The organism is Ferdinandcohnia sp. Marseille-Q9671 (assembly GCF_976954385.1).
Genome location: NZ_CDRJTA010000001.1, coordinates 1,058,333 through 1,078,770, shown reverse-complemented (window position 1 = coordinate 1,078,770; position 20,438 = coordinate 1,058,333). Strand labels below are relative to the sequence as shown.

18 protein-coding genes are annotated in these 20,438 nt (G+C 36.8%); 14 read left to right on the top strand and 4 right to left on the bottom strand.

The window, feature by feature from the left end:
* Positions 1-16: 16 nt before the first annotated feature.
* A complete protein-coding gene (gene rpsD, locus ACWNMY_RS05510; RefSeq protein WP_449537268.1) occupies positions 17-619 on the bottom strand; it encodes a 30S ribosomal protein S4 in 603 nt (200 codons plus the stop codon).
* A gap of 618 nt (positions 620-1,237) precedes the next feature.
* On the opposite strand from rpsD, the gene ACWNMY_RS05505 reads away from it, so the two are divergent.
* Positions 1,238-2,662 (top strand): sensor domain-containing diguanylate cyclase, encoded by a 1,425-nt coding sequence (locus ACWNMY_RS05505; RefSeq protein WP_449537267.1) that lies wholly within the window; start codon positions 1,238-1,240, stop codon positions 2,660-2,662.
* A 462-nt stretch (positions 2,663-3,124) separates the two neighbouring features.
* Positions 3,125-4,303, top strand: a complete 1,179-nt coding sequence (gene megL, locus ACWNMY_RS05500) for a methionine gamma-lyase (RefSeq protein ID WP_449537266.1) — start codon at positions 3,125-3,127, stop codon at positions 4,301-4,303.
* Between the two features lie 38 nt (positions 4,304-4,341).
* Here the strand turns inward: megL and ACWNMY_RS05495 are convergent, their stop codons facing one another.
* Positions 4,342-4,821 carry a GAF domain-containing protein gene (locus tag ACWNMY_RS05495; protein WP_449537265.1) on the bottom strand — a complete coding sequence of 160 codons (480 nt, stop codon included), beginning with the start codon at positions 4,819-4,821 and terminating at the stop codon, positions 4,342-4,344.
* A 143-nt stretch (positions 4,822-4,964) separates the two neighbouring features.
* Here ACWNMY_RS05495 and refZ point away from each other — a divergent pair, with 143 nt between their 5' ends.
* Entirely contained in the window at positions 4,965-5,618 is a 654-nt protein-coding gene (refZ, locus tag ACWNMY_RS05490; protein WP_449537264.1) for a forespore capture DNA-binding protein RefZ, read from the top strand.
* A gap of 179 nt (positions 5,619-5,797) precedes the next feature.
* On the opposite strand, the gene hisJ is transcribed toward refZ, so the two are convergent.
* Positions 5,798-6,616 (bottom strand): histidinol-phosphatase HisJ, encoded by an 819-nt coding sequence (gene hisJ / locus ACWNMY_RS05485; RefSeq protein WP_449537263.1) that lies wholly within the window; start codon positions 6,614-6,616, stop codon positions 5,798-5,800.
* 182 nt (positions 6,617-6,798) lie between these two features.
* On the opposite strand from hisJ, the gene ezrA reads away from it, so the two are divergent.
* From ezrA to ACWNMY_RS05455, 6 genes are all read left to right on the top strand, one after another.
* Positions 6,799-8,490, top strand: coding sequence for a septation ring formation regulator EzrA (gene ezrA, locus ACWNMY_RS05480; protein ID WP_449537262.1), 1,692 nt, complete (start codon positions 6,799-6,801; stop codon positions 8,488-8,490).
* 131 nt (positions 8,491-8,621) lie between these two features.
* Positions 8,622-9,764: a cysteine desulfurase family protein gene (locus ACWNMY_RS05475; protein WP_449537261.1), complete on the top strand. Its 1,143-nt coding sequence runs from the start codon at positions 8,622-8,624 to the stop codon at positions 9,762-9,764.
* Between the two features lie 4 nt (positions 9,765-9,768).
* Positions 9,769-10,968 (top strand): tRNA uracil 4-sulfurtransferase ThiI, encoded by a 1,200-nt coding sequence (gene thiI, locus ACWNMY_RS05470; RefSeq protein ID WP_449537260.1) that lies wholly within the window; start codon positions 9,769-9,771, stop codon positions 10,966-10,968.
* A 134-nt stretch (positions 10,969-11,102) separates the two neighbouring features.
* A complete protein-coding gene (locus tag ACWNMY_RS05465) occupies positions 11,103-11,306 on the top strand; it encodes a small, acid-soluble spore protein, alpha/beta type (protein ID WP_449537259.1) in 204 nt (67 codons plus the stop codon).
* 150 nt (positions 11,307-11,456) lie between these two features.
* Positions 11,457-13,043, top strand: coding sequence for an acyl-CoA synthetase MbcS (gene mbcS, locus ACWNMY_RS05460; protein ID WP_449537258.1), 1,587 nt, complete (start codon positions 11,457-11,459; stop codon positions 13,041-13,043).
* Between the two features lie 109 nt (positions 13,044-13,152).
* Complete coding sequence (locus tag ACWNMY_RS05455; RefSeq protein WP_449537257.1) at positions 13,153-14,730, top strand: amidohydrolase; 1,578 nt, start codon at positions 13,153-13,155, stop codon at positions 14,728-14,730.
* A gap of 57 nt (positions 14,731-14,787) precedes the next feature.
* Here the strand turns inward: ACWNMY_RS05455 and ACWNMY_RS05450 are convergent, their stop codons facing one another.
* Positions 14,788-15,585 carry an NAD kinase gene (locus ACWNMY_RS05450; protein WP_449537256.1) on the bottom strand — a complete coding sequence of 266 codons (798 nt, stop codon included), beginning with the start codon at positions 15,583-15,585 and terminating at the stop codon, positions 14,788-14,790.
* A gap of 203 nt (positions 15,586-15,788) precedes the next feature.
* Here ACWNMY_RS05450 and sppA point away from each other — a divergent pair, with 203 nt between their 5' ends.
* The 5 genes from sppA (at position 15,789) to ACWNMY_RS05425 (ending at position 20,353) form a co-directional block, all read left to right on the top strand.
* Positions 15,789-16,802, top strand: coding sequence for a signal peptide peptidase SppA (sppA, locus tag ACWNMY_RS05445; RefSeq protein ID WP_449537255.1), 1,014 nt, complete (start codon positions 15,789-15,791; stop codon positions 16,800-16,802).
* 16 nt (positions 16,803-16,818) lie between these two features.
* Positions 16,819-17,310 carry an RDD family protein gene (locus ACWNMY_RS05440; RefSeq protein ID WP_449537254.1) on the top strand — a complete coding sequence of 164 codons (492 nt, stop codon included), beginning with the start codon at positions 16,819-16,821 and terminating at the stop codon, positions 17,308-17,310.
* 184 nt (positions 17,311-17,494) lie between these two features.
* Positions 17,495-18,202 (top strand): DUF2953 domain-containing protein, encoded by a 708-nt coding sequence (locus ACWNMY_RS05435; RefSeq protein ID WP_449537253.1) that lies wholly within the window; start codon positions 17,495-17,497, stop codon positions 18,200-18,202.
* A 20-nt stretch (positions 18,203-18,222) separates the two neighbouring features.
* Positions 18,223-18,693 (top strand): GerW family sporulation protein, encoded by a 471-nt coding sequence (gene ytfJ, locus ACWNMY_RS05430; RefSeq protein WP_449537252.1) that lies wholly within the window; start codon positions 18,223-18,225, stop codon positions 18,691-18,693.
* 101 nt (positions 18,694-18,794) lie between these two features.
* Positions 18,795-20,353 (top strand): IS3 family transposase gene (locus ACWNMY_RS05425; RefSeq protein ID WP_449536956.1). Its coding sequence is split into 2 segments (ribosomal slippage): positions 18,795-19,437 and positions 19,437-20,353, totalling 1,560 coding nucleotides; the frame shifts between segments, so codons are not numbered across the junction.
* Positions 20,354-20,438 lie beyond the last annotated feature (85 nt).

Sequence of the window (20,438 nt, the reverse complement as noted above, 5' to 3'; positions counted from 1 at the left end):
TCCTTTTCTATGAAGATTAACGTGAGTAGAACTCAACGATGAATGCTTCGTTAATTTCTGCCGGTAATTCAGAACGCTCAGGTAAACGAGTAAAAGTTCCTTCTAGTTTATCAGCATCAAATGTTAGATATTCTGGTACAAAGTTAGTAGCTTCAAGTGCTTCTTTGATCGCAACTAAGTTACGTGACTTTTCACGAACTGAGATTGTTTGACCAGGTTTTACACGGTATGATGGGATGTCAACGCGACTACCATCAACTACAATATGACCATGGTTAACTAATTGACGTGCTGCACGACGAGTACGAGCAAGACCAAGACGGTAAACTAGGTTATCTAAACGTGATTCAAGAAGAATCATGAAGTTTTCACCAACAACACCTTGCATTTTACTTGCAGAATCAAATAAATTGCGGAATTGACGCTCATTCATACCATACATATGACGAAGCTTTTGCTTTTCTTGTAATTGTAAACCATACTCAGAAAGCTTCTTACGTTGGTTTGGACCATGTTGTCCAGGAGCGTAAGGACGCTTTTCTAATTCTTTACCTGTACCACTTAATGAAATGCCAAGACGACGGGATAATTTCCAGCTTGGACCTGTATAACGAGCCATGAATGACTCCTCCTTCAATGTTTTTATTTTGTTGTAAAATAAAAACAGATGTGCTAGACGCTCTCGACTATTTTGTTTTCATGTATCCTCGCCCCAGCAGCAAAGAGTTACAAGATACACCATCTTAGAGCAAAATGCTCAGCAGAGGAACAAAATAGAACAAAAACCTACTCACAAATGCTGCAATATTTTACACAACGCTCATTATATGATTTTTAGAAAAGGAAGTCAAGTTTTCTCTGAAATATACATGTAATAAGCTGTTATTGTAAATTGTAATTACAAAAATGCTATTTTTTACCCAAATATAGTAATAAATTTCTTTTTTTGAGAGATAATGAAACACTTTTCCTACAATATCTATTATAATAGATTTATAAAGTATGTAACTATATTCATCAAACTTCCACTATTTTTAGGTAGTGTGATGGGTGGGTGGTATATATAGTATACATTTTAAGCGGGGTCTAACCCGGTTGAATAAAGTTAAAGCCTCCGGCGAATACCTCGGACTAAGAAAGCCACATTCTGTGGCAACGTATTGTGACCCACATTGTGTGGGCCTAAATAAATCGGGTGCAAATACGCCAAGGCGCATTTGATTTCAGATGGGTGATAATGATGAAGTTTCCTAATGAAGAAATGAGATATGAGCAACTATTTAGAGTAACCTCTAAGTTTCATTCTACAATGGATATAGATGCTGTGCTAGAAGAGGTTATCAATACATTACAAGATGTATACCCATCTTTTACTTATACCTTATTTCTTGCACATGATAACACAACACACAATGTTATACCTATAAAGGATATTCAACAATATGAGCATGGTGAAAATTCACTTGTAATGGAAGCGTTTGTAACGGGAAAGTTACAGCTCGAGGATTCCTTGAAAGATAAAAAGTCAATCATTTATGCTCCATTAAAAGGCAGACAAGGAGTATATGGGGTCTTACAAATAAATGCACATTACGCCATTGGTTTGCCAAAATCGGAAATACAATTTATTGAGCTGCTAGCAAATACAGCAGGAAATGCGTTTGAAAATGCTCAACTCTACCAACAATCGAAACAATTAATCGCTGATCTTCAGTTGATTAATGAAACATCGCATAAACTCAATTCGAACTTACGGTTAACAGATACTATGACTTTTATGTCATCCCAGATAAAAAGTTCCTTTGGAGCAAATGAGGTTGGATTCTTTCTACAAACAAGCAGTCAAATAGAGGTGCTTCCTGGTAGTACTGCCTTTTTTGAGGGTGGATACGGGGAACAATATGTTCTATATAGTCTGAGTAGGATTTTAACGGAAAAGGAGCCACTCTTCATAGGGGATTTACGACTAGAACCAACTTTTAAAGGAGCTTCTTATCGTTCAATGATGTCTGTCCCGATAATCCAACGAGATGAAATTCTTGGGGTAGCCATAATTTTACATGAATTACCATATTACTTTTCGTTTGAAAAGTTTAAACTTCTTCAATCTTTAATCCATCATTCATCCCTGGCATTTACAAACTCAATCTTACGGGAAGAGCTTGAAAAATTAGTGATAACTGATTATTTAACAAAGCTCTATTCTCGTAATTATCTAGAAGATTGTGTACAGGAATCAATGGACACAGATGCCTATGGGACGTTTATATTAATTGATATTGATAATTTCAAAGGGATTAATGACACATATGGACATCAAGTAGGGGATGAAGCAATTGTTCAAATTGCAAATCTCATTAAAGACAATATTCGCGACAATGATATAGGAGCTAGATGGGGTGGTGAAGAATTGGCCATTTATTTACCTAGAGTGGATCTCCCTTCTGGCATAGCTGTTGCTGAGCGACTAGGTAAAAGAGTGGAAAAATACTCCAACCCAAAAGTTACTATATCATGTGGTGTTGCAACATGGTATCAGGATTCTAAGGAAACATTTCAAAGTTTGTTCCATCGAACAGACAATGCACTCTACGTAGCGAAACAATCAGGTAAAAATCAAGTTGTAGCAAGTGAAAATACAGTAAGTGAAGGACATTCCTAATGGAATGTCTACACTCTCTTAGTATGAAAATCTCTGGTTACATTATGTACTAAGACTGTCATGAAAACGCTTGTCAGACAAGGCGTGAAGCCGATCGAAGACGCGAATAGAAGTTGCCTTCATGAGCGGACGAGAGAGGCAAGCAACGCAGTATGCGAGCGTTTGTCAACAGTCTGGGACATTCCTAATGGAATGTCTTTTTGTATGTTTGTAAATATGAAGAATTAAAGAAGGTGGAAAAGGACGTAACAAAAGCAATGGAAAAGGCATGACAATCAACTCAACTGGAAAGGCAGTGCAACTTATCTTAAGATCAAATTCCTTCATATACACTTTATTGATTTAACACAACATTCCTAAAAAGTGACTAAACCGCTCTGTTTTTAGAAAACGCTTTCAAAACAACCTTACTTGTCATATGCTATTGATAGAATCAATGTATTCAAGGGGGAATAGGAGAAAATGAGTAAGGAAAGTAAAAATTTTGATACATTAGCCATTCACGGGGGGCAGTCTGAAACCTCCAATGGAAGCCTAACACCACCACTTTACCAAACTTCGACCTTTACATTTCAGACTGCTGAGCAAGGGGAGGCACGTTTTGCTGGAGCGGAAGAGGGATATATTTATTCTAGATTAGGAAACCCAACTGTAAAGCTATTAGAGGATAGAATCGCATTATTAGAGAATGGAGAAGCAGGTCTAGCCTTTGGTTCGGGAATGGCTGCTGTGTCAGCTGTTTTACTCTCATTAACTAGTTCAGGTGACCATATTCTTTGTTCTCAGGGGTTGTATGGTTGTACATTTGGCCTCCTTCAGATGATGAAAGAGAAATATAATATCGAGCATGATTTTAGCATCATGGAAGATGAGGAAGAAATAATTTCGAAGATTAGACAGGATACAAAACTAATTTATATTGAAACTCCAATAAATCCAACAATGAAGCTAATTGATTTGCAAAAGGTTGTAAAGATAGCTAAGCAATATCAAATACCTGTTGTAGTCGATAACACCTTTAGCTCACCATATTTACAACAACCAATTAAGCTTGGGTGTGACATTGTGATTCATAGTGCAACCAAATATATTGGGGGGCATGGTGATGTGATTGCAGGTCTTGTAGTAGGAAAGAAGGAATTTATTCAACTTGTTTCCATGACAACAAAAAAAGATATAGGCGGGATTATCTCACCTTTCGATGCATGGCTTCTATTACGCGGCTTAAAAACCTTGCCTGTCAGAATGGACCGACACTGTCAAAATGCGGCTAGAATCGCAACCTTACTAAAAGAACACAAAAACATAAATACTATATATTACCCAGGGGACCCAAATAACACAGATTATAACATTATGAGAAAACAAATGAGACAGCCTGGTGGTTTACTATCCTTTACCATAAACGGGTCAAAAAAGGACGCTCAAGAAATTCTTAATCGACTTACGTTAATAAAAATTGCAGTAAGTCTTGGGGATACGGAAACCCTCATTCAACATCCTGCAACAATGACCCATGCAGTGGTTCCAGAAGAGGTAAGACTGCAAATGGGAATAACAGATAATTTAATTCGTCTCTCAGTTGGTTTAGAAGCATGGGAGGATATATGGGAAGATTTAAATCAAGCGTTAAACGGATAAAAAAAACAGTGAGGGAAACCTCACTGTCCTTTCATAAATTAGATATACTTTTCAAGTACAGTAACCAGTTCTTCTAAACATTTTTGATCAACTTCAGTAAAACGGTCTTTGATTGGACTGTCAATATCCAACACTCCAAAAACCTCGCCATCCTTCATAAGTGGAATGACAATTTCCGATTGTGAGGCACTGTCACACGCAATATGTCCAGGGAATAAGTGAACATCTGCAATTCTTTGGGTAGCTTTATTTTGTACAGCAGTTCCACAAACACCACGACCGACAGGAATCCGAACACAAGCTGGTAGGCCTTGGAATGGTCCTAAAACAAGTTCTCCATCCCTCATGATGTAAAAGCCAACCCAGTTAATTTTGTCCAAAAATTGATTTAATAAAGCCGAAGCATTTGCAAGGTTTGCAATTTGATCCGGTTCGTCTTCTAGTAAAGCCTGAAGCTGTTTTATTACAAGTTGATAGTCTTCTTCTTTGTTGCCTTTATATTGTTCGACATGAAACATGATAGTTCTCCTCCATTTGAGTATTTCCTACATAAATAATATCAAAAAACGGGTTATAGCGCATGACTTGTCGATAAAATCTTAAAGGAATCTGCCTTTTATTACCGAAATCTATATACTATTAAGGGTAAGGTGGGTTGGTTATGAAAAATAAAAGCATGAAACAAAAAGTAATTGAATCGGCTGCATTTTTATTTAATACAAAGGGTTTCGATGGAACAACTGTACGTGAAATTGCGAAAAAAGCAAATTGTAACGTAGCTAACATCTCCTACTACTTCGGAAACAAAGAGGGTTTATTAGAGCACCTCGTTTCAACCTACTTAGAAGGATATTTGAAAATGATAGAGTCAGCCTATATTGAGCTAGACAATAGATCCGCAAGAGAATGTTTATTACTTGCTATTAAAGGAATTATGGAATATCAAAAGGACAATCGTCACTTAACTAGGTTTGTCCTAAGGGAAATCACATTCGATACCACCTTGATTCGGGAAGTAATGACAACCTATATGACAAAGGAAAAATATTATTTTCAAGTTATTTTTGAGACTGGAATCAAACAACAGGAATTCACCCATATTCCAATCCCGTATGCTATCATGCAGCTTAAGGGTATGCTCTCAATGCCTTATTTACATCCTCAATATATGTCTGAAGTTCTGCATATTATGCCATATGAAATGTATGTGACCGAGCAATATTGCCATGAAATAGAAAAATGGGTGAACACAACAATTTGCAAACAGATACAAGGAATAAAATATAAAGTAACACCATTGCCAGTAAATATCTAACTCTATTTCAGCAGATGCTGAAAAAAGTAGTCCGGGGGATGCCACAGATTTTCGATCGAAGTTTTTCAAGCAGTTAGATCAATGACTAAGAACACCAGTTACTATGGCAAGTTCTTTTTGTCCCACTTCCCGTGGGCCGAAATCTGGGAGCAAACATCCCAAGGCATATTTGATTAAGATTATATTGTAGGTGACTCTAGTTTGGCATTATTTAAAAGTGAGTCAAAGCCTTGATTTAAATCCTTCGAGCTATGAGCATCTGATCCATAGACAAGAGGGATTTTTCGTTTGATAGCTTCCTTAATTACTCGATCAGGCGGATAAACTTCCCGACAAAGGGGTTTATTAACACCTGCTCCATTATAATCAATTGCCAAACCTTGCTCAGCTATTTGGTCTAATATATCACGAATTTCTTTATCGAAAGACTGAGCAAGTGGAAACTTTTTTTGAAATTTATGAACTAGCGTGATATGTCCAATCCTTTTCGGTTTATAACGTCCAAGATTGGATGCAATGGAACGTGAAAGTGTTGTAAAATAGGCTTCATAAATAGCTTCAACAGATGAAAACTTTTGGATCATCGTTTGAAACGTATCAGGACTATAGTCTAGACAGTAGTAATCTTCGTTGTTCTTTAAAAAATGAACGGAAAGAATGCTGTCATCTAAAAAGCGACCATACTCATCTAAAAAGTTCCTCGTATCCTCTTCATACCCCTCTATGTAATCAACCTCTAATCCAATATTAATTTTTATATCAGAAGCAAATCGAGTTTGAAGGGCTGACAACACAGAAAAGTAAGTATCCAAATCCTTAAAATCCATTCCACTGTCCTTTTCTGGAGTCGGATCACTGAAACGCAAAGGCAATGGAGCATGCTCGGTAAATGAAATTTCAGTAAATCCTAAGTGCTTTGCACGTGAAATATATTCCTCAAAAATATCCTTTGTACCATGTGGACAAAAGGGTGTATGAATATGACCATCAGCTTTCATCGACAAATCCTCCATTTTTATATAAAATTTGTAAAAAATTTTAAAAGTTTTAGTCAAAAAATGTCGTTTACATGGTATCATAAATACATTATAAAAACATTCAAATAGAATTTATATACATATAAGTAATTTTTACATATATATCTAGACTAGATTGATTGTGGGAGCAAGGAGGCCAAATTATGGAAATCATAATCGGCATAATTATATTAGCAAGTGTAATTGTAATATTTGGTTTTTATTCCAGAAAAAAGATCTATAAAGCCGTGGATAAACTGGAGGCTTGGAAGATCGATATGATGAACCGACCTGTTACGGATGAAATAGCGAAGGTCAAAGAGCTTAATATGACTGGACAAACTGAGGAATTATTTGAACGATGGAGAAAGCAATGGGATGAAATTGTAACCGTAATGCTTCCTGATGTAGAAGAATTATTATTTGATGCTGAGGATTTAGCAGATAAATACCGGTTTGGAAAAGCGAAAAGAATTTTAGGGCAAATCGAAGCTATTTTAAATGATGCAGAAGCAAATATTGTTGTTATTTTAGATGAACTTAAAGACTTGGTTGGTAGTGAAGAAAAAAATCGAATTGAAATTGACGAATTTACTAAATTATACCGGGAGCTAAAAAAGACCTTATTAGCCCACCGTCATACTTTTGGTCAAGCAGAAACACAGTTAGAGACTCAACTTGATAGCATCAATGGGAGTTTCAAGTTGTTTGAAGAAGCTACATCGAACGGAAATTACTTTGAGGCGAGAGAAATTGTTTTGTTAATCAAGGACTCATTATCTGCAACTAGTAAGCAAATGGACGAGATTCCTCATTTATTACACGAATGCCAGACAAGCATACCAAATCAACTAAATGAAGTGTCTGAAGGATTTAATCAAATGCAACAAGAAGGGTATGCTCTAGAGCATCATCAAGTTGATAAAGAAATCGAGAGAATGAGAGTGCGGGTAACGGAGTTAGTAAAATTAATCGAAGAGCTTAAGCTTGAAGAAGTAAAAAAAGGTATTGAAGAAATAAGTGAAGCCCTTGAAACGATTTACGATTTGCTTGAGGAAGAAGTGAAGGCAAATCAATTCGTGAAAAATGAGGTAGAAAAAATTGAACAAGATCTAGAGGATCTACAAGAAGGTAGTAAAAAGACGGAGGAGGAAACAGCCTTTGTTCAACAAAGCTATCAATTACATGATCAGGATCTTGAGAAACACAGAAACTTAGTGAAGCAAATTAAACAACTAGTAAAGCAGTATGTTACGATTCAATCAAAACTTGATCAAGATCAAATAGCATACTCTATAATTAAAGAAGAATTAGATGAGATCTATGGTAGCATCCAAGGTGTTAAGGAGGAGCATTTACAATATTCAGAGATGCTAAAAACCCTTCGTAAGGATGAGCTACATGCAAGAGAACAGATTTCAGAAATGATAAAACAACTTGCCGATGCAAGACGACTCATATCAAAAAGTAACATTCCTGGTCTACCTTCTCAGTACAAGGAACTTATGTCAGAAGCTAAATTAGCACTAACGCAGGTAGGTTCAAGCTTAGAGGAAAAACCACTTAACATGAAAACAGTAAATCAAACATTACAAAATGCACTTGATTTAGTAGCAAAAACATATCAGAATACAGAAGAAATGATTGAGCAGGTATATTTAGCTGAAAAAGTCATTCAATATGGTAATCGTTACCGCAGCCGAAATCCGAAAATTGCTAGTAGTCTACTTGAAGCCGAAATGTCATTTAGAAATTACGAATATGCACTAGCGTTAGAACAAGCTGCAACAGCAATAGAAGATGTTGATCCAGGAGCATTGAAAAAAATTGAACAATTAATTGAAATCGATAATTAACATTTAAGGGCCCAAATAGGTGGTCCTTTTTTTTTTATAAAATCATAAATGTATGGTATGATTTTGTAGCAAATAATTGCTCTAATGGGCTCAAGATAGTCGTAGTATTTATTAGTTGAGGTGTAAACTAGATGATTTATTTAGATAATAGCGCAACAACAAAACCATTCGATGATGTTATTGAATCTTATATAAAAGTAGCAAAAAACTACTTTGGGAATCCTTCCTCTTTACATGGGATTGGTGGACAAGCAGAAAAACTATTAAGCCAATCGAGAGCGCAAATCGCATCTCTTTTACATGTAAAGCCACAAGAAATAATCTTTACTTCTGGTGGATCTGAAGGGAATAATTTAGCGATAAAGGGTGTCGCTCTGCAACACCGAAATAGAGGCAAGCATATCATTACAACAGCAATTGAGCATCCTTCTGTAAGTGAGACTTGTAATCAACTTACGGACCTTGGCTTCGAAATAACGTATCTTCCTGTGGATAAAGGAGGAGTTGTCTCAATTGAATCAGTTGAGAAAGCGATTCGTGAAGATACGATTCTTGTCTCGATGATTCATGTAAATAATGAAGTTGGTACAATTCAACCAATTGAAGAAATTGGAGAACTTTTAACAAAGCACCCTAAAATCTTTTTTCACGTTGATCATGTTCAAGGAATAGGTAAGGTGCCGCTAGATTTTAAAAGGGCTCATATAGATTTATGTACGATTTCAGGACACAAATTTAATGGCGTTAAAGGAACAGGATTACTCTATGTTCGTCAAGGTGTAAAACTAAAGTCATTAATAGCTGGTGGAGAGCAAGAGTTACAAGTACGTGCAGGAACGGAAAATGTAGCTGGATTTGTAGCGCTCGCAAAGGCGCTACGGTTGACGCTAACGGATGTTGGGGAAAAAACTGAGTATCTTTCAATGTTAAAGGAAAACATTAGAAAGCAACTTTTAGAAATAGAAGGTATTACTATACTGACACCAGAAAAAGCTAGTGCTCCACATATTATCAATTTTTCAATTAATGGATTAAAGCCGGAAGTTTTTGTACATTTATTAGAGGAAAAAAATATATATGTGTCTACTACTTCAGCATGTTCATCAAAAAAAAATACACCTAGTAAAACCCTGATTGCAATGGGAGTACCAGAGATTCAGGCAAATAGCTCCATTCGAATAAGTCTATCATACATGAACCAGTTGGAAGAGGTTCCGATGATAATTGAAAGTATCAGAACATCTATACAAAAACTACAAAAAGTAATGAGGTAAAGTCATGGAATATGATCACATTTTAATACGATTTGGCGAGATAACAACAAAAGGTCGAAATCGAAGTCTGTTTATCAATAAATTATCGAAAAATATACAAGTAAAGCTAACAGAGTATGAGAAGCTAACGTTTGAAAAAACAAGAGACCGAATTTATATCAAACTAAATGGAGAACCGCATGAAGGGATTGTAGAAGTGCTTAAAAATATTATTGGCATACAATCCTTTAGCCTAGCGTTAAAGACGGAGAGTGAGCTAAACGAAATAAAAGATGGGGTCCTAGCGGCCTTTAAACAATTAGACTATAGCGACAGATCCTTTAAAATTTCAACAAAACGCTCAGACAAAAGCTTTCCTTTAGACACCAATCAGTTAAATCATGAACTGGGAAGTCATATATTAAAGAATATTGATAGCATACATGTAAATGTGCATACACCGGATATAGATATCCGGGTTGAGGTTCGGAAGGAAGCTACGTATATCACGTTTAAAGATGTGGCAGGCTTAGGCGGTCTTCCAGTTGGAACTAGCGGGAAAGCGATGCTTATGCTTTCAGGAGGGCTAGATAGCCCTGTAGCCGGCTTTCTATCAATGAAGCGGGGACTAACCATAGAGGCCGTACATTTCCATAGTCCCCCATATACAAGCGAACGTGCGAGGCAAAAGGTAATCGATCTTGCAAAACAGTTAACACAATTCTCGGGAATGATTAAATTACACATTGTCCCGTTTACAGAAATCCAACAGGTCATTCAAAGACAAATCCCTGAGAACTACTCCCTCATTTCAACAAGAAGGATGATGTTACGGATAACAGATGCGATCCGCAAAAATCGGAACGGCCTTGCGATTGCTACAGGGGAAAGTCTTGGTCAGGTAGCAAGTCAAACATTAGAAAGCATGTATGTGATTAATAATGTTACGACAACACCTATTATTCGACCACTTATTGCAGTAGACAAATTTGATATTATTGATCTTGCCAAGAAAATCAATACGCATGATATATCTATCAGACCATATGAAGACTGTTGTACGATATTTGCACCAGCAGCACCAAAGACCCGACCTAAGCTTGAAAAGGTAACTCACTATGAAAGCTATGTTGATTTTGAGGGCTTAATTGAAAAGGCAGTAAAAAATACAGAAGTATTAACTCTTGACGGATCTCACAAACAAGAAATGGAAGAGCTGTTTTAGCCTTTTAAAAGGTAGCTTACCTTTTTGATATCTTATTAGAAAATCGTACATCTGTTGTGAAGATTTACCAGTGAATTGGATGTATGTTGCCATGTGTTTTTACACAATCTATACTCACAAGGAGGTGATAGCACATGGCAAACAACAACAATAGTAATCAACTTTTAGTAGCTGGTGCTCAACAAGCAATCGACCAAATGAAACTTGAAATTGCACAAGAGTTTGGTGTAAACCTTGGTGCAGATACTACTTCTCGCGCTAACGGTTCAGTTGGTGGAGAAATCACTAAGCGTTTAGTATCTTTCGCTCAACAAAATATGAGCGGTGGTTCTTTCTAAAAATAAAAATAGATGGCTACAAGGACGGGATTCTTCCCGTCCTTTTTATTATCAGAACATATTACCTGGTCATAAAAAATTCACAAAAAACCTCCAAATTGTCTGAAATATTTTATATAATTAGAATATAAAAAACGAGGAGGTATGTTTGTGAAGAGAGAAGATTTACTCGCACCGGCACGCTATAATTTGGTTCAAGAAATCGAAAAATATACGAAGGACCCAAATAAGGTTGCATTGAAGTGGGAAGATGAACAGGGCAACCAAAAAGAAATTACATATGTAGACCTCTTCAATAATGTAAACCGCATCGGGAATACTTTTCAAAAGCATGGCCTTACCAAAGGTGATACAGTATTAGTTATTATACCTCGACTAGTTGAAGCATATATGGTTTATTTGGGGGCCTTAAAAGCAGGACTAGTTGTGATTCCTAGCTCAGAAATGCTTCGAGCAAAAGACCTCCAATATCGAATCGTACATGGTGATGTAAAAGCAATCATTAGTTATTTTCCGTATTGTGACCAGTTCTCAGGTATTGATAATATTGAACACATAAATAAATTCGTAGTTGGAGAAAAAACGGAAGGATGGATTTCCCTAGATCAGGAAATGACAGAGCAATCTGATGAATTTCTTACTGTAGAAACTGGTAAAGATGATACTGCCTTTTTATCCTATACATCTGGGACTACAGGCAATCCAAAGGGAGTAGTCCATACCCATGGATGGGCATACGCTCATTTAAAGACAGCAGCACCTTATTGGTTAAGCATTGGAGAAGGAGATACAGTATGGGCAACTGCAGGACCTGGCTGGCAAAAATGGATCTGGAGCCCTTTCCTCTCTACACTTGGAAGTGGTGCAACAGGCTTTGTGTATAACGGTAAATTTGACCCAAATAAATACTTAGAACTATTAAGCTCATACAAAATTAATGTCTTGTGTTGTACACCGACAGAATATCGCCTGATGGCAAAGGTGAAAAATCTATCTGAATACTCTCTTCCAGCTTTGCATAGTGCAGTGTCTGCTGGAGAACCACTAAATCGGGAAGTAATTGATACCTTCAAAAGAGAGTTTAATGTAGAGGTTCGTGATGGATATGGACAAACGGAAAACACCTTGTTAGTTGGTGTATTAAAAGGAATGAAAATAAAACCTGGATCAATGGGTCTACCAACACCAGGAAATAATGTTGAAATTGTAGATGAGTACGGGAACCCTTGTAAAGTTGGAGAAGTTGGTGATATTGGTGTTCATGTGGATACACCAGCTCTTTTCAAAGAGTACTATAAGGATCCAGAAAGAACGGCTATGCAATATAGGGGAGACTATTATATAACCGGTGATAAAGCCAAAAAGGATGAGGATGGCTACTTCTGGTTTGAAGGCCGGTCAGATGACATCATTATTAGCTCGGGTTATACAATTGGACCATTTGAAGTAGAAGATGCACTTGTAAAGCATCCTTCTGTAAAAGAGTGTGCTGTAGTTGCGAGTCCAGACGAAGTTCGTGGCAATATTGTTAAAGCTTTCGTTGTCTTACGTGAAGGTATTATATCTAATGACGAACTTGTGAAGGATTTGCAAGACCATGTAAAAGAATTAACCGCTCCATATAAGTACCCTCGAAAGGTAGAGTTTGTAGAGGATCTTCCTAAAACGACTTCTGGAAAAATTAGAAGGATTGAACTTAGGCAGGCAGAAGTAGCCGGACTAAAAGCCTCCCAGTAGGGTAATAGGTGAAAATTTGAAAAAAGGTCAGCAGATAGTATGATTACTATCTGCTTTTTCTATGGTAAATTAATAAAGAGAAAACAGTATTATACAGTAGGTGAAAAATATGGGAACCTTATGGACAGGTGGAAAAATCTACACCATGGAGAAAGAACATGATGTTGTGGAAGCTATTTATGTAGAGGAAGGTATTATTGTAGCTACAGGGATAGAACAAGACTTGCAAAATAAATACAAAGATAGAATAACAAAGGTAGTTCATATAAAAGGAAATACAATGTTTCCAGGATTTGTCGATAGTCATATGCACGTGATAGGACACGGTGAAAAATTAATGAAACTCGACTTTTCAGAAATGACATCTTCAAAGGATATAATTTGTGCACTCAAAGATTATAGTAAAGGAAAATCTGTAGGTGAATGGATTATCGGGGAGGGATGGAATGAGAATAATCTCCCAGACCGAAAAATCTTCCATCGAACCGAATTGGATGAGATATCACCCCAAAATCCAATGCTATTAAAAAGGATCTGCCGTCATGCAGTCGTGGTAAATTCTAAGGCACTTGAACTAGCAGGAATAACGGATAGTACTCCAAATCCAGAGGGTGGAGTCATTGTGAGGGATGCAGAAGGACATGCCACAGGCTATTTATTGGATCAGGCACAGGAACTTGTAAAAGCAGTAATCCCAATGGTAACAGAGGAATACATTCAGGATGCCCTTACTATATCTATTCGTGATTGCCTTCGCTTAGGGCTTGTTGGAGGACACACGGAGGATTTAAATTATTATGGGGGTTTTGAACGAACCTACAAAGCCTTCAAAAAGAATAGACTAAAATTTAGGACAAACCTTCTCGTTCACCATGAGGTTATAGACGATATGCATCACGCAGGGTATTCATTTGGAGATGGTGGGGAGTTTTGTGAATTTGGAGCAATGAAAATTTTTGCGGACGGATCCCTAGGTGGTCGAACAGCATTACTTAGTCATCCTTACAATGATTCTCCGGATACTAGTGGAGTAGCTATCTATTCTTTGGAAGAACTGAAAAAGCTTGTACAGAAAGCACGCTCATATAAAATGCCAGTAGCGGTACATGCCATCGGTGATTTAGCCTTCGAATATATCCTTGATGCGATAGAGGAATTTCCTCCATTACCATATCAGCGGGATCGATTGATACATGCACAAATACTACGAAAAGAATTAGTAGATCGCGCAATGCAATTGCCACTTATTTTAGATATCCAACCTAGATTTGTTATTTCAGACTTTCCGTGGGTCGTTGAAAGAATTGGTGAACATAATATGGATTATTGCTATGCATGGAAAACACTGTTAGAAGCAGGATTTCATTGTGCTGGAGGATCAGATGCTCCCATTGAACCAGTAGATCCACTCCAAGGAATTTATGCAGCGGTAACTAGAAAAAAAACTGGGGAAACAGAAATATATATGCCGGAAGAAAGGCTGTCAGTTTACGAGGCAGTGCAGCTATTTACTACCGGAAGTGCTTATGCAATCGGTAAAGAGGATTGTATGGGTAAGATTGCGCCGGGTTATAAAGCAGATTTTACGATTCTTGAACAAGATATCTTTCAAATAGTAGAGGAAGATATTTTACAGACAAAAGTCATGATGACAGTTGTCGATGATACAGTAATGTTTGAGAGATAAGGACAAGACCAAGCTATCTTGATAGGTAGCTTGGTCTTAGTTCAGACTACTTTTTGTTTATAAAAATGTACGCTTAACCTTTTCCCAAAAGGAATTATCCTTTAATTTAACGGTTTTAATTCTTTTGTCACTAAGCTTGATATCAATTTGTTTCACATTTCGAATGCTGAGTGCTTCATTGTCCATTCCGATTGTTGGAAAGTCATTTCCATCCTGTACATCTCGTAATGTTAATTTTCGAGCATCACTTAAGATAAATGAAGAACCCAATGTTCTATATTGATTCGTATTCAATGAAGCAAGTTCACTCACTTGCATGCATGGAAGTAATGGATCAACAACAGCCCCTTTAACAGACTTATTGTAGGCTGTACTACCAGTTGGTGTCGAAACAATTAAACCATCACCTCGGAATGTCTCAAAATGTAGGTCATCAATGTAAACCTCAAGGACAAAGGTTTTGATGATTGCTGAACGAATGGAACACTCATTTAAACAATAAAAAGAAGGGTTATCATCCACTTTTACCTCAAGTAAAGGATAACGGCGAACCTCGATTTGTTCATTTTGCATAGCTTCTACCATTTTATCGGTTTCATTTGAATGAAAATCGCAATAAAGGTTTAGTGCACCCGTTGTTGAAATTCCTGCATAGAGACAATCTTGTCTAAAGTTCGTTTTTCTTACAGCTTGAAGAAAAGTTCCATCACCACCGATACTTACAATCACGTTCGCTTTATTATAATCTTCTACAATTGTGAATTGATGTTCCTCCGCAAGCTTGTACAATTTGTTTACGTACTCAACAGTTTCTTTATCTTTTCGATAAAAGAAATAGAGGTTACGACGATCCATGTAACATAACACTCCCTTGTTTTGGATGAATAGTAAGAATGAAAACATTTAACCCTAGTAAGGATCTTTTTATTGCTTACCATATCTATTTATTGAAGGTTCTACTAATAGTTTAACAATTAAATGAAACTATTTCGCATCTGAATCGTATTTATTTTTGAACATTTTTTGAATAGTATCCATATTTTTAGGAGGAAAGTAAAATGAATGGGAAAAGATGGGCAGCCTTAGGTATAGCTGCAGGTATATTTGTATTTTCAGTCTTTTTTAATTTTGCATCAAATGTAGCATCGAAGAATTTTAGTAGATTATCCGATGATCTACTTGCGGGGACCAATGAAGAATTTCTAGAAAATGTCTTGATCGAGGGTAAGGGGACAAATAAGATTCTTGTTCTACATGTGAATGGAGTCATTCAAGACACTGGTGAAGATGTTTCCTCATTTTTTCAAGCAGCTGGCTACCAGCATGAGTCTTTCTTAAAAATGATTGAAAAAGCAGAAGAAGATAAGACTGTGAAAGGAATTATTCTTAAGGTTAACTCTCCTGGCGGGGGTGTTGTGGAAAGTGCAGAAATACATAAAAAACTAACAGATCTGAAGAAAGCTACAGATAAACCAATCTATGTGTCGATGGGAGCAATGGCTGCGTCTGGAGGTTACTACATTGCTGCACCAGCTGACAAAATATTTGCGACACCTGATACGATGACTGGTTCGTTAGGTGTTATTATGCAAGGTATCAACTATAGTGGACTTGCCGAGAAATATGGTGTTACATTCGAAACAATTAAGAGTGGACCATACAAAGACATTATGTCTGCTAGCAGAGAAATGACCGATGAAGAGCGAGAAATCATGCAATCAATGGTCGACAATGCATATCAAGGGTTTGTAGACGTTATTGCACAAGGAAGAAATATGTCAGAGGAGCAGGTACGGAAAATTGCAGATGGACGTATTTATGACGGTAGACAAGCGAAAGAAATAAATCTTATAGATGAGTTAGGCTATTTTGAGGATACTGTTGAAGCAATGAAAAAAGATCATAAACTTGGTAATGTAAGAGTGGTTGAATATGAAACTAATGTTGGTTTTGGTTCTTTATTCTCTATGAGTGCCAAAAAAATCTTCAGCGATGAAATAGAGATGGCTACTTTAGTTAATCTCCTATCACAGCCAAATTCGCCTAGAATGATGTATTTATACGCGGAATAGGAGGGGAGAAAATAATATGGATGTAACACATGATGGGCTTAAGGAAAATAATCACGTCCTCGAAAACGCCGGGGAACGAATTATTCAAGTACCGACTCGTTACGCAGGCTTTTGGATGCGTTTTTGGGCTTATTTATTGGATTTACTTGTTATCGGGAGTATAAATCGTATTCTTATTTATCCAGCGTTCAGAGCACTTGATATTCCATTATCAAAAGCGGAAATTTTTAGTGCAGCTTCAATCTCTACTGCTGCGGTATTTTATCTATATTTTATACTAATGACAAAGTTTTTTAGACAAACATTGGGAAAGATGATTTTTGGAATAAAAGTTATCTCGCTTGATAAACCTAATCTATCTTGGCAAACTGTTCTATTTAGAGAGTTTATTGGTAGATATATTTCAAAACTATTTTTTATAGGTTATATCCTTGTTGCTTTTCTACCTAAAAAACAAGGAATACATGACTTATTTTCTGATACAACAGTAGTACATGAGGATAAGTAAAGAGTAGCCAAACGGACACTCTTTTTCTTTTACACGAACTACAACATCGTTATACGGAGCTTCGGTTCGTGTCTTTCAAAGAGTGTCCAATCGGGCACTCTTTTTTACATTACCAAACAATGGATTTTTAAGTATTATTTTCTACCTGGTAGGTGATAATGAAACATTGAAAGGGTGTGAGTGTATGAAGTGGCTATTATATCTATTTCTATTCCTTTTATTCATTATTTTTCTAATTCTACTAATTGCAATAACTAAGCTCACTGTCTATGTTCAAGCAAATCACTCACAGAACAATAACCAAATAAAAATAAGGTTTAGTATCTGGTTCGGTTTGATAAGATATACAATTACTATCCCAAATGGCAAGGATGATAAGGATACATCAGATATTGAACGTAAAAAAGAAACTCAAACGGATAGGATCTCAAAGAAAAAAGAGAAGAAAAAGAAACACCCTATAAAAGACTTCCTGGCATATGCACACGATTCTAAAGTTATCTTGAACAGAGTAGTTGACTTGATTCCTATAATAAAGGACTTTTTAAAGAAGGTAACCATTACAAAATTTGAGTGGCATTCCCAAATTGGGACTGGTGATGCAGCGCAAACCGGGATTGTTACAGGGGTAGGTTGGTCAATTAAAGGAACAATTGTAGGTGTTATAAGTCATTATCTAAACCTTAAAGTGCATCCTGACTACTCTATAACCCCATATTTCCAACATACCGTTTCAGAAACAAAGCTAGGGTGCATGTTTCACTTCCGAATCGGGCAAGCTATGGTAGCCGGAATAAGATTGGTTAAAAAGTGGAGGGGTGGGTTACCGAAGTTCAAATCCCCAACCCTTTCTAAGCTTAATGAAACCGACTCGGATAAAAAATCAGTGTAGAATGTCAGGAGGAATTAAGAATGTCTGATCATCCAATACAGGGTCTAATGAAAACTGCGATGGAAAATCTAAAACAAATGATTGATGTAAATACAATTATTGGTGACCCTGTTGAAACACCAGATGGTAGCGTTATATTAACGGTGTCCAAGGTTGGTTTTGGATTTGCTGCAGGTGGTAGTGAATTCAAGGGAGCACAAGGTGAGGGTGGAAAGGATAAGGAAGGTGGAGAGAAAGAGCAACAAGGCTCTAAGCTCCCGTTTGGAGGAGGTAGTGGTGGTGGAGTTTCTATCACGCCAATCGCCTTCTTAATCGTAAGCCCAAGTGGCGTTAAGATGCTTCATCTTGATGAAGGTACACACTTATTTGAAAAACTAATTGAGCTTGCCCCACAAGCCGTTGATAAAATCCAACAAATGCTAAAAAGCAATAGTAAAGACAAGCAAAATCAAGAAAATCAAGACAAACCGAAACAGGATTTTGATATCTAAAAAGATAGATAAATGAAATGAGAGTTGACTGTTTGATATGCTCCCCTTTATGTAGACAGATTAAAAAATAAAAATCTGACTACTAAAGGGGAGTATTTTTTATGTCCAAAAGAGCTTTCACTGTAGAGCATAAGCTCGAGGTCTTAAAAGCGTGGGAGGAAGGTACATATTCATTAAGGGAACTTGCTAAGAAGTATAAGGTGAATGTGTCTTCTATTCTGGAGTGGAAATATAAATTCGATAAATACGGAACCGAAGGTCTCGAAGAATCATCAACTTGGAAACAATATACTAGGGTATTAAAACTTTCTGCAGTAAAGGATTATCTTTCAGGTAATTATTCAATACGTGAAGTTGTTAGAAAATATGAAATATCAAGTGATTCTGTCCTCATTAAGTGGATTAATAAGTATAATAGTCATAGAGATTTAAAGGATACGTCGAAAGGAAGGACGAGCTCTATGACTAAAGGGAGAAAAACTACTTGGGTTGAACGGATAGAAATAGTAATGGATTGTTTAGGGAACGGAAAAGAGTATCAAAGAACAGCTGATACCTATGAGGTCTCTTATCAACAGGTATACCAGTGGGTTAAGAAGTATGAGAATGGCGGAGATGAAGCGCTGAAGGATAAGCGTGGAAGGAAAAAAGAAGAAGCGGAATTAACCTCAGAAAAGATTATGCAGCTTCAGATGAAAAAGTTAGAAAGAGAAAATGAACGCTTACGTGCGGAGAATTTATTCTTAAAAAAGTTAGAGGAGATCGAAAGGAGGCGGAAGTAGGCCAATTACGATTTGAAGACAAATACATCGCAATTCAAGAACTTCATGCACAAGAAGGCTTGAGTATTATCTTACTTTGTGAAATCGCTGTTATTTCACGAGCTGCTTACTATAAGTGGTTGAAACGTAAACCATCTGAGCGTGAACTTCAGAATGAAGAAATAATTAATGAGATAAAAGCTCTTCATGAAAAAGTGGAAGGCATCTATGGTTACCGTAGAATGATGATGACCATAAATCGAAAACTCGGGAAAAAATTCAACCACAAACGCTTCTATAGACTGATGAAAGTGACCGGAATAAAGTCTGTTATTCGTAAAAAGAAGAAACATTATAAGCGCTCAACCCCTCAACATGTGACGGAAAACGTATTAAACCGTGAATTTTCTGCAGAAAAACCAAATCAAAAATGGGTAACGGATGTAACAGAATTCAAATATGGTTCGTCAAAGAAAGCTTATTTAAGTGCCATTCGAGACCTATATGATGGATCGATTGTTAGTTATGTTTTGGGACATTCAAATAATAATAACCTTGTATTTAAAACCCTGGATAAAGCAACAAAGCTATTGGACGAGGATCGTCCACTTATTCATAGTGACCGTGGATTCCAATACACCTCTCATGGGTTCAAACGCAGGATAGATAAAGCGAAGATGACACAAAGCATGTCACGAGTAGGCAGATGTATTGATAATGGGCCAATCGAATCTTTCTGGGGAACACTCAAATGCGAGAAGTATTATTTACATAAGTATGGGACGTTTGAAGATTTGTCTAAAGCAATAGATGAGTATATCCATTTCTATAATCACAACAGATATCAAAAACGACTAAACGGCCTCAGCCCTATGGAATATAGAGCTAAAGCCGCTTAGGTCATTTTTATTATTTCCGCTGTCTACTTGACAGGGGGCAGTTCAGTTCCCAGTTAACTCTTTTCTTTGGTCGAAATCATTGCAA

Bases quoted from the DNA above. Each gene is read 5' to 3' on its own strand.
- ACWNMY_RS05505 (WP_449537267.1), top strand. From the start codon at position 1,238: ATGATGAAGTTTCCTAATGAAGAAATGAGATATGAGCAACTATTTAGA.
- ACWNMY_RS05475 (WP_449537261.1), top strand. From the start codon at position 8,622: ATGATTTATTTAGATAATAGCGCAACAACAAAACCATTCGATGATGTT.
- rpsD (WP_449537268.1), bottom strand. From the start codon at position 619: ATGGCTCGTTATACAGGTCCAAGCTGGAAATTATCCCGTCGTCTTGGC.
- ezrA (WP_449537262.1), top strand. From the start codon at position 6,799: ATGGAAATCATAATCGGCATAATTATATTAGCAAGTGTAATTGTAATA.
- ACWNMY_RS05435 (WP_449537253.1), top strand. From the start codon at position 17,495: ATGAAGTGGCTATTATATCTATTTCTATTCCTTTTATTCATTATTTTT.
- ACWNMY_RS05440 (WP_449537254.1), top strand. From the start codon at position 16,819: ATGGATGTAACACATGATGGGCTTAAGGAAAATAATCACGTCCTCGAA.
- ACWNMY_RS05455 (WP_449537257.1), top strand. From the start codon at position 13,153: ATGGGAACCTTATGGACAGGTGGAAAAATCTACACCATGGAGAAAGAA.
- ACWNMY_RS05465 (WP_449537259.1), top strand. From the start codon at position 11,103: ATGGCAAACAACAACAATAGTAATCAACTTTTAGTAGCTGGTGCTCAA.
- ACWNMY_RS05495 (WP_449537265.1), bottom strand. From the start codon at position 4,821: ATGTTTCATGTCGAACAATATAAAGGCAACAAAGAAGAAGACTATCAA.
- thiI (WP_449537260.1), top strand. From the start codon at position 9,769: ATGGAATATGATCACATTTTAATACGATTTGGCGAGATAACAACAAAA.
- sppA (WP_449537255.1), top strand. From the start codon at position 15,789: ATGAATGGGAAAAGATGGGCAGCCTTAGGTATAGCTGCAGGTATATTT.
- megL (WP_449537266.1), top strand. From the start codon at position 3,125: ATGAGTAAGGAAAGTAAAAATTTTGATACATTAGCCATTCACGGGGGG.
- ACWNMY_RS05450 (WP_449537256.1), bottom strand. From the start codon at position 15,585: ATGGATCGTCGTAACCTCTATTTCTTTTATCGAAAAGATAAAGAAACT.
- hisJ (WP_449537263.1), bottom strand. From the start codon at position 6,616: ATGAAAGCTGATGGTCATATTCATACACCCTTTTGTCCACATGGTACA.
- ytfJ (WP_449537252.1), top strand. From the start codon at position 18,223: ATGTCTGATCATCCAATACAGGGTCTAATGAAAACTGCGATGGAAAAT.
- refZ (WP_449537264.1), top strand. From the start codon at position 4,965: ATGAAAAATAAAAGCATGAAACAAAAAGTAATTGAATCGGCTGCATTT.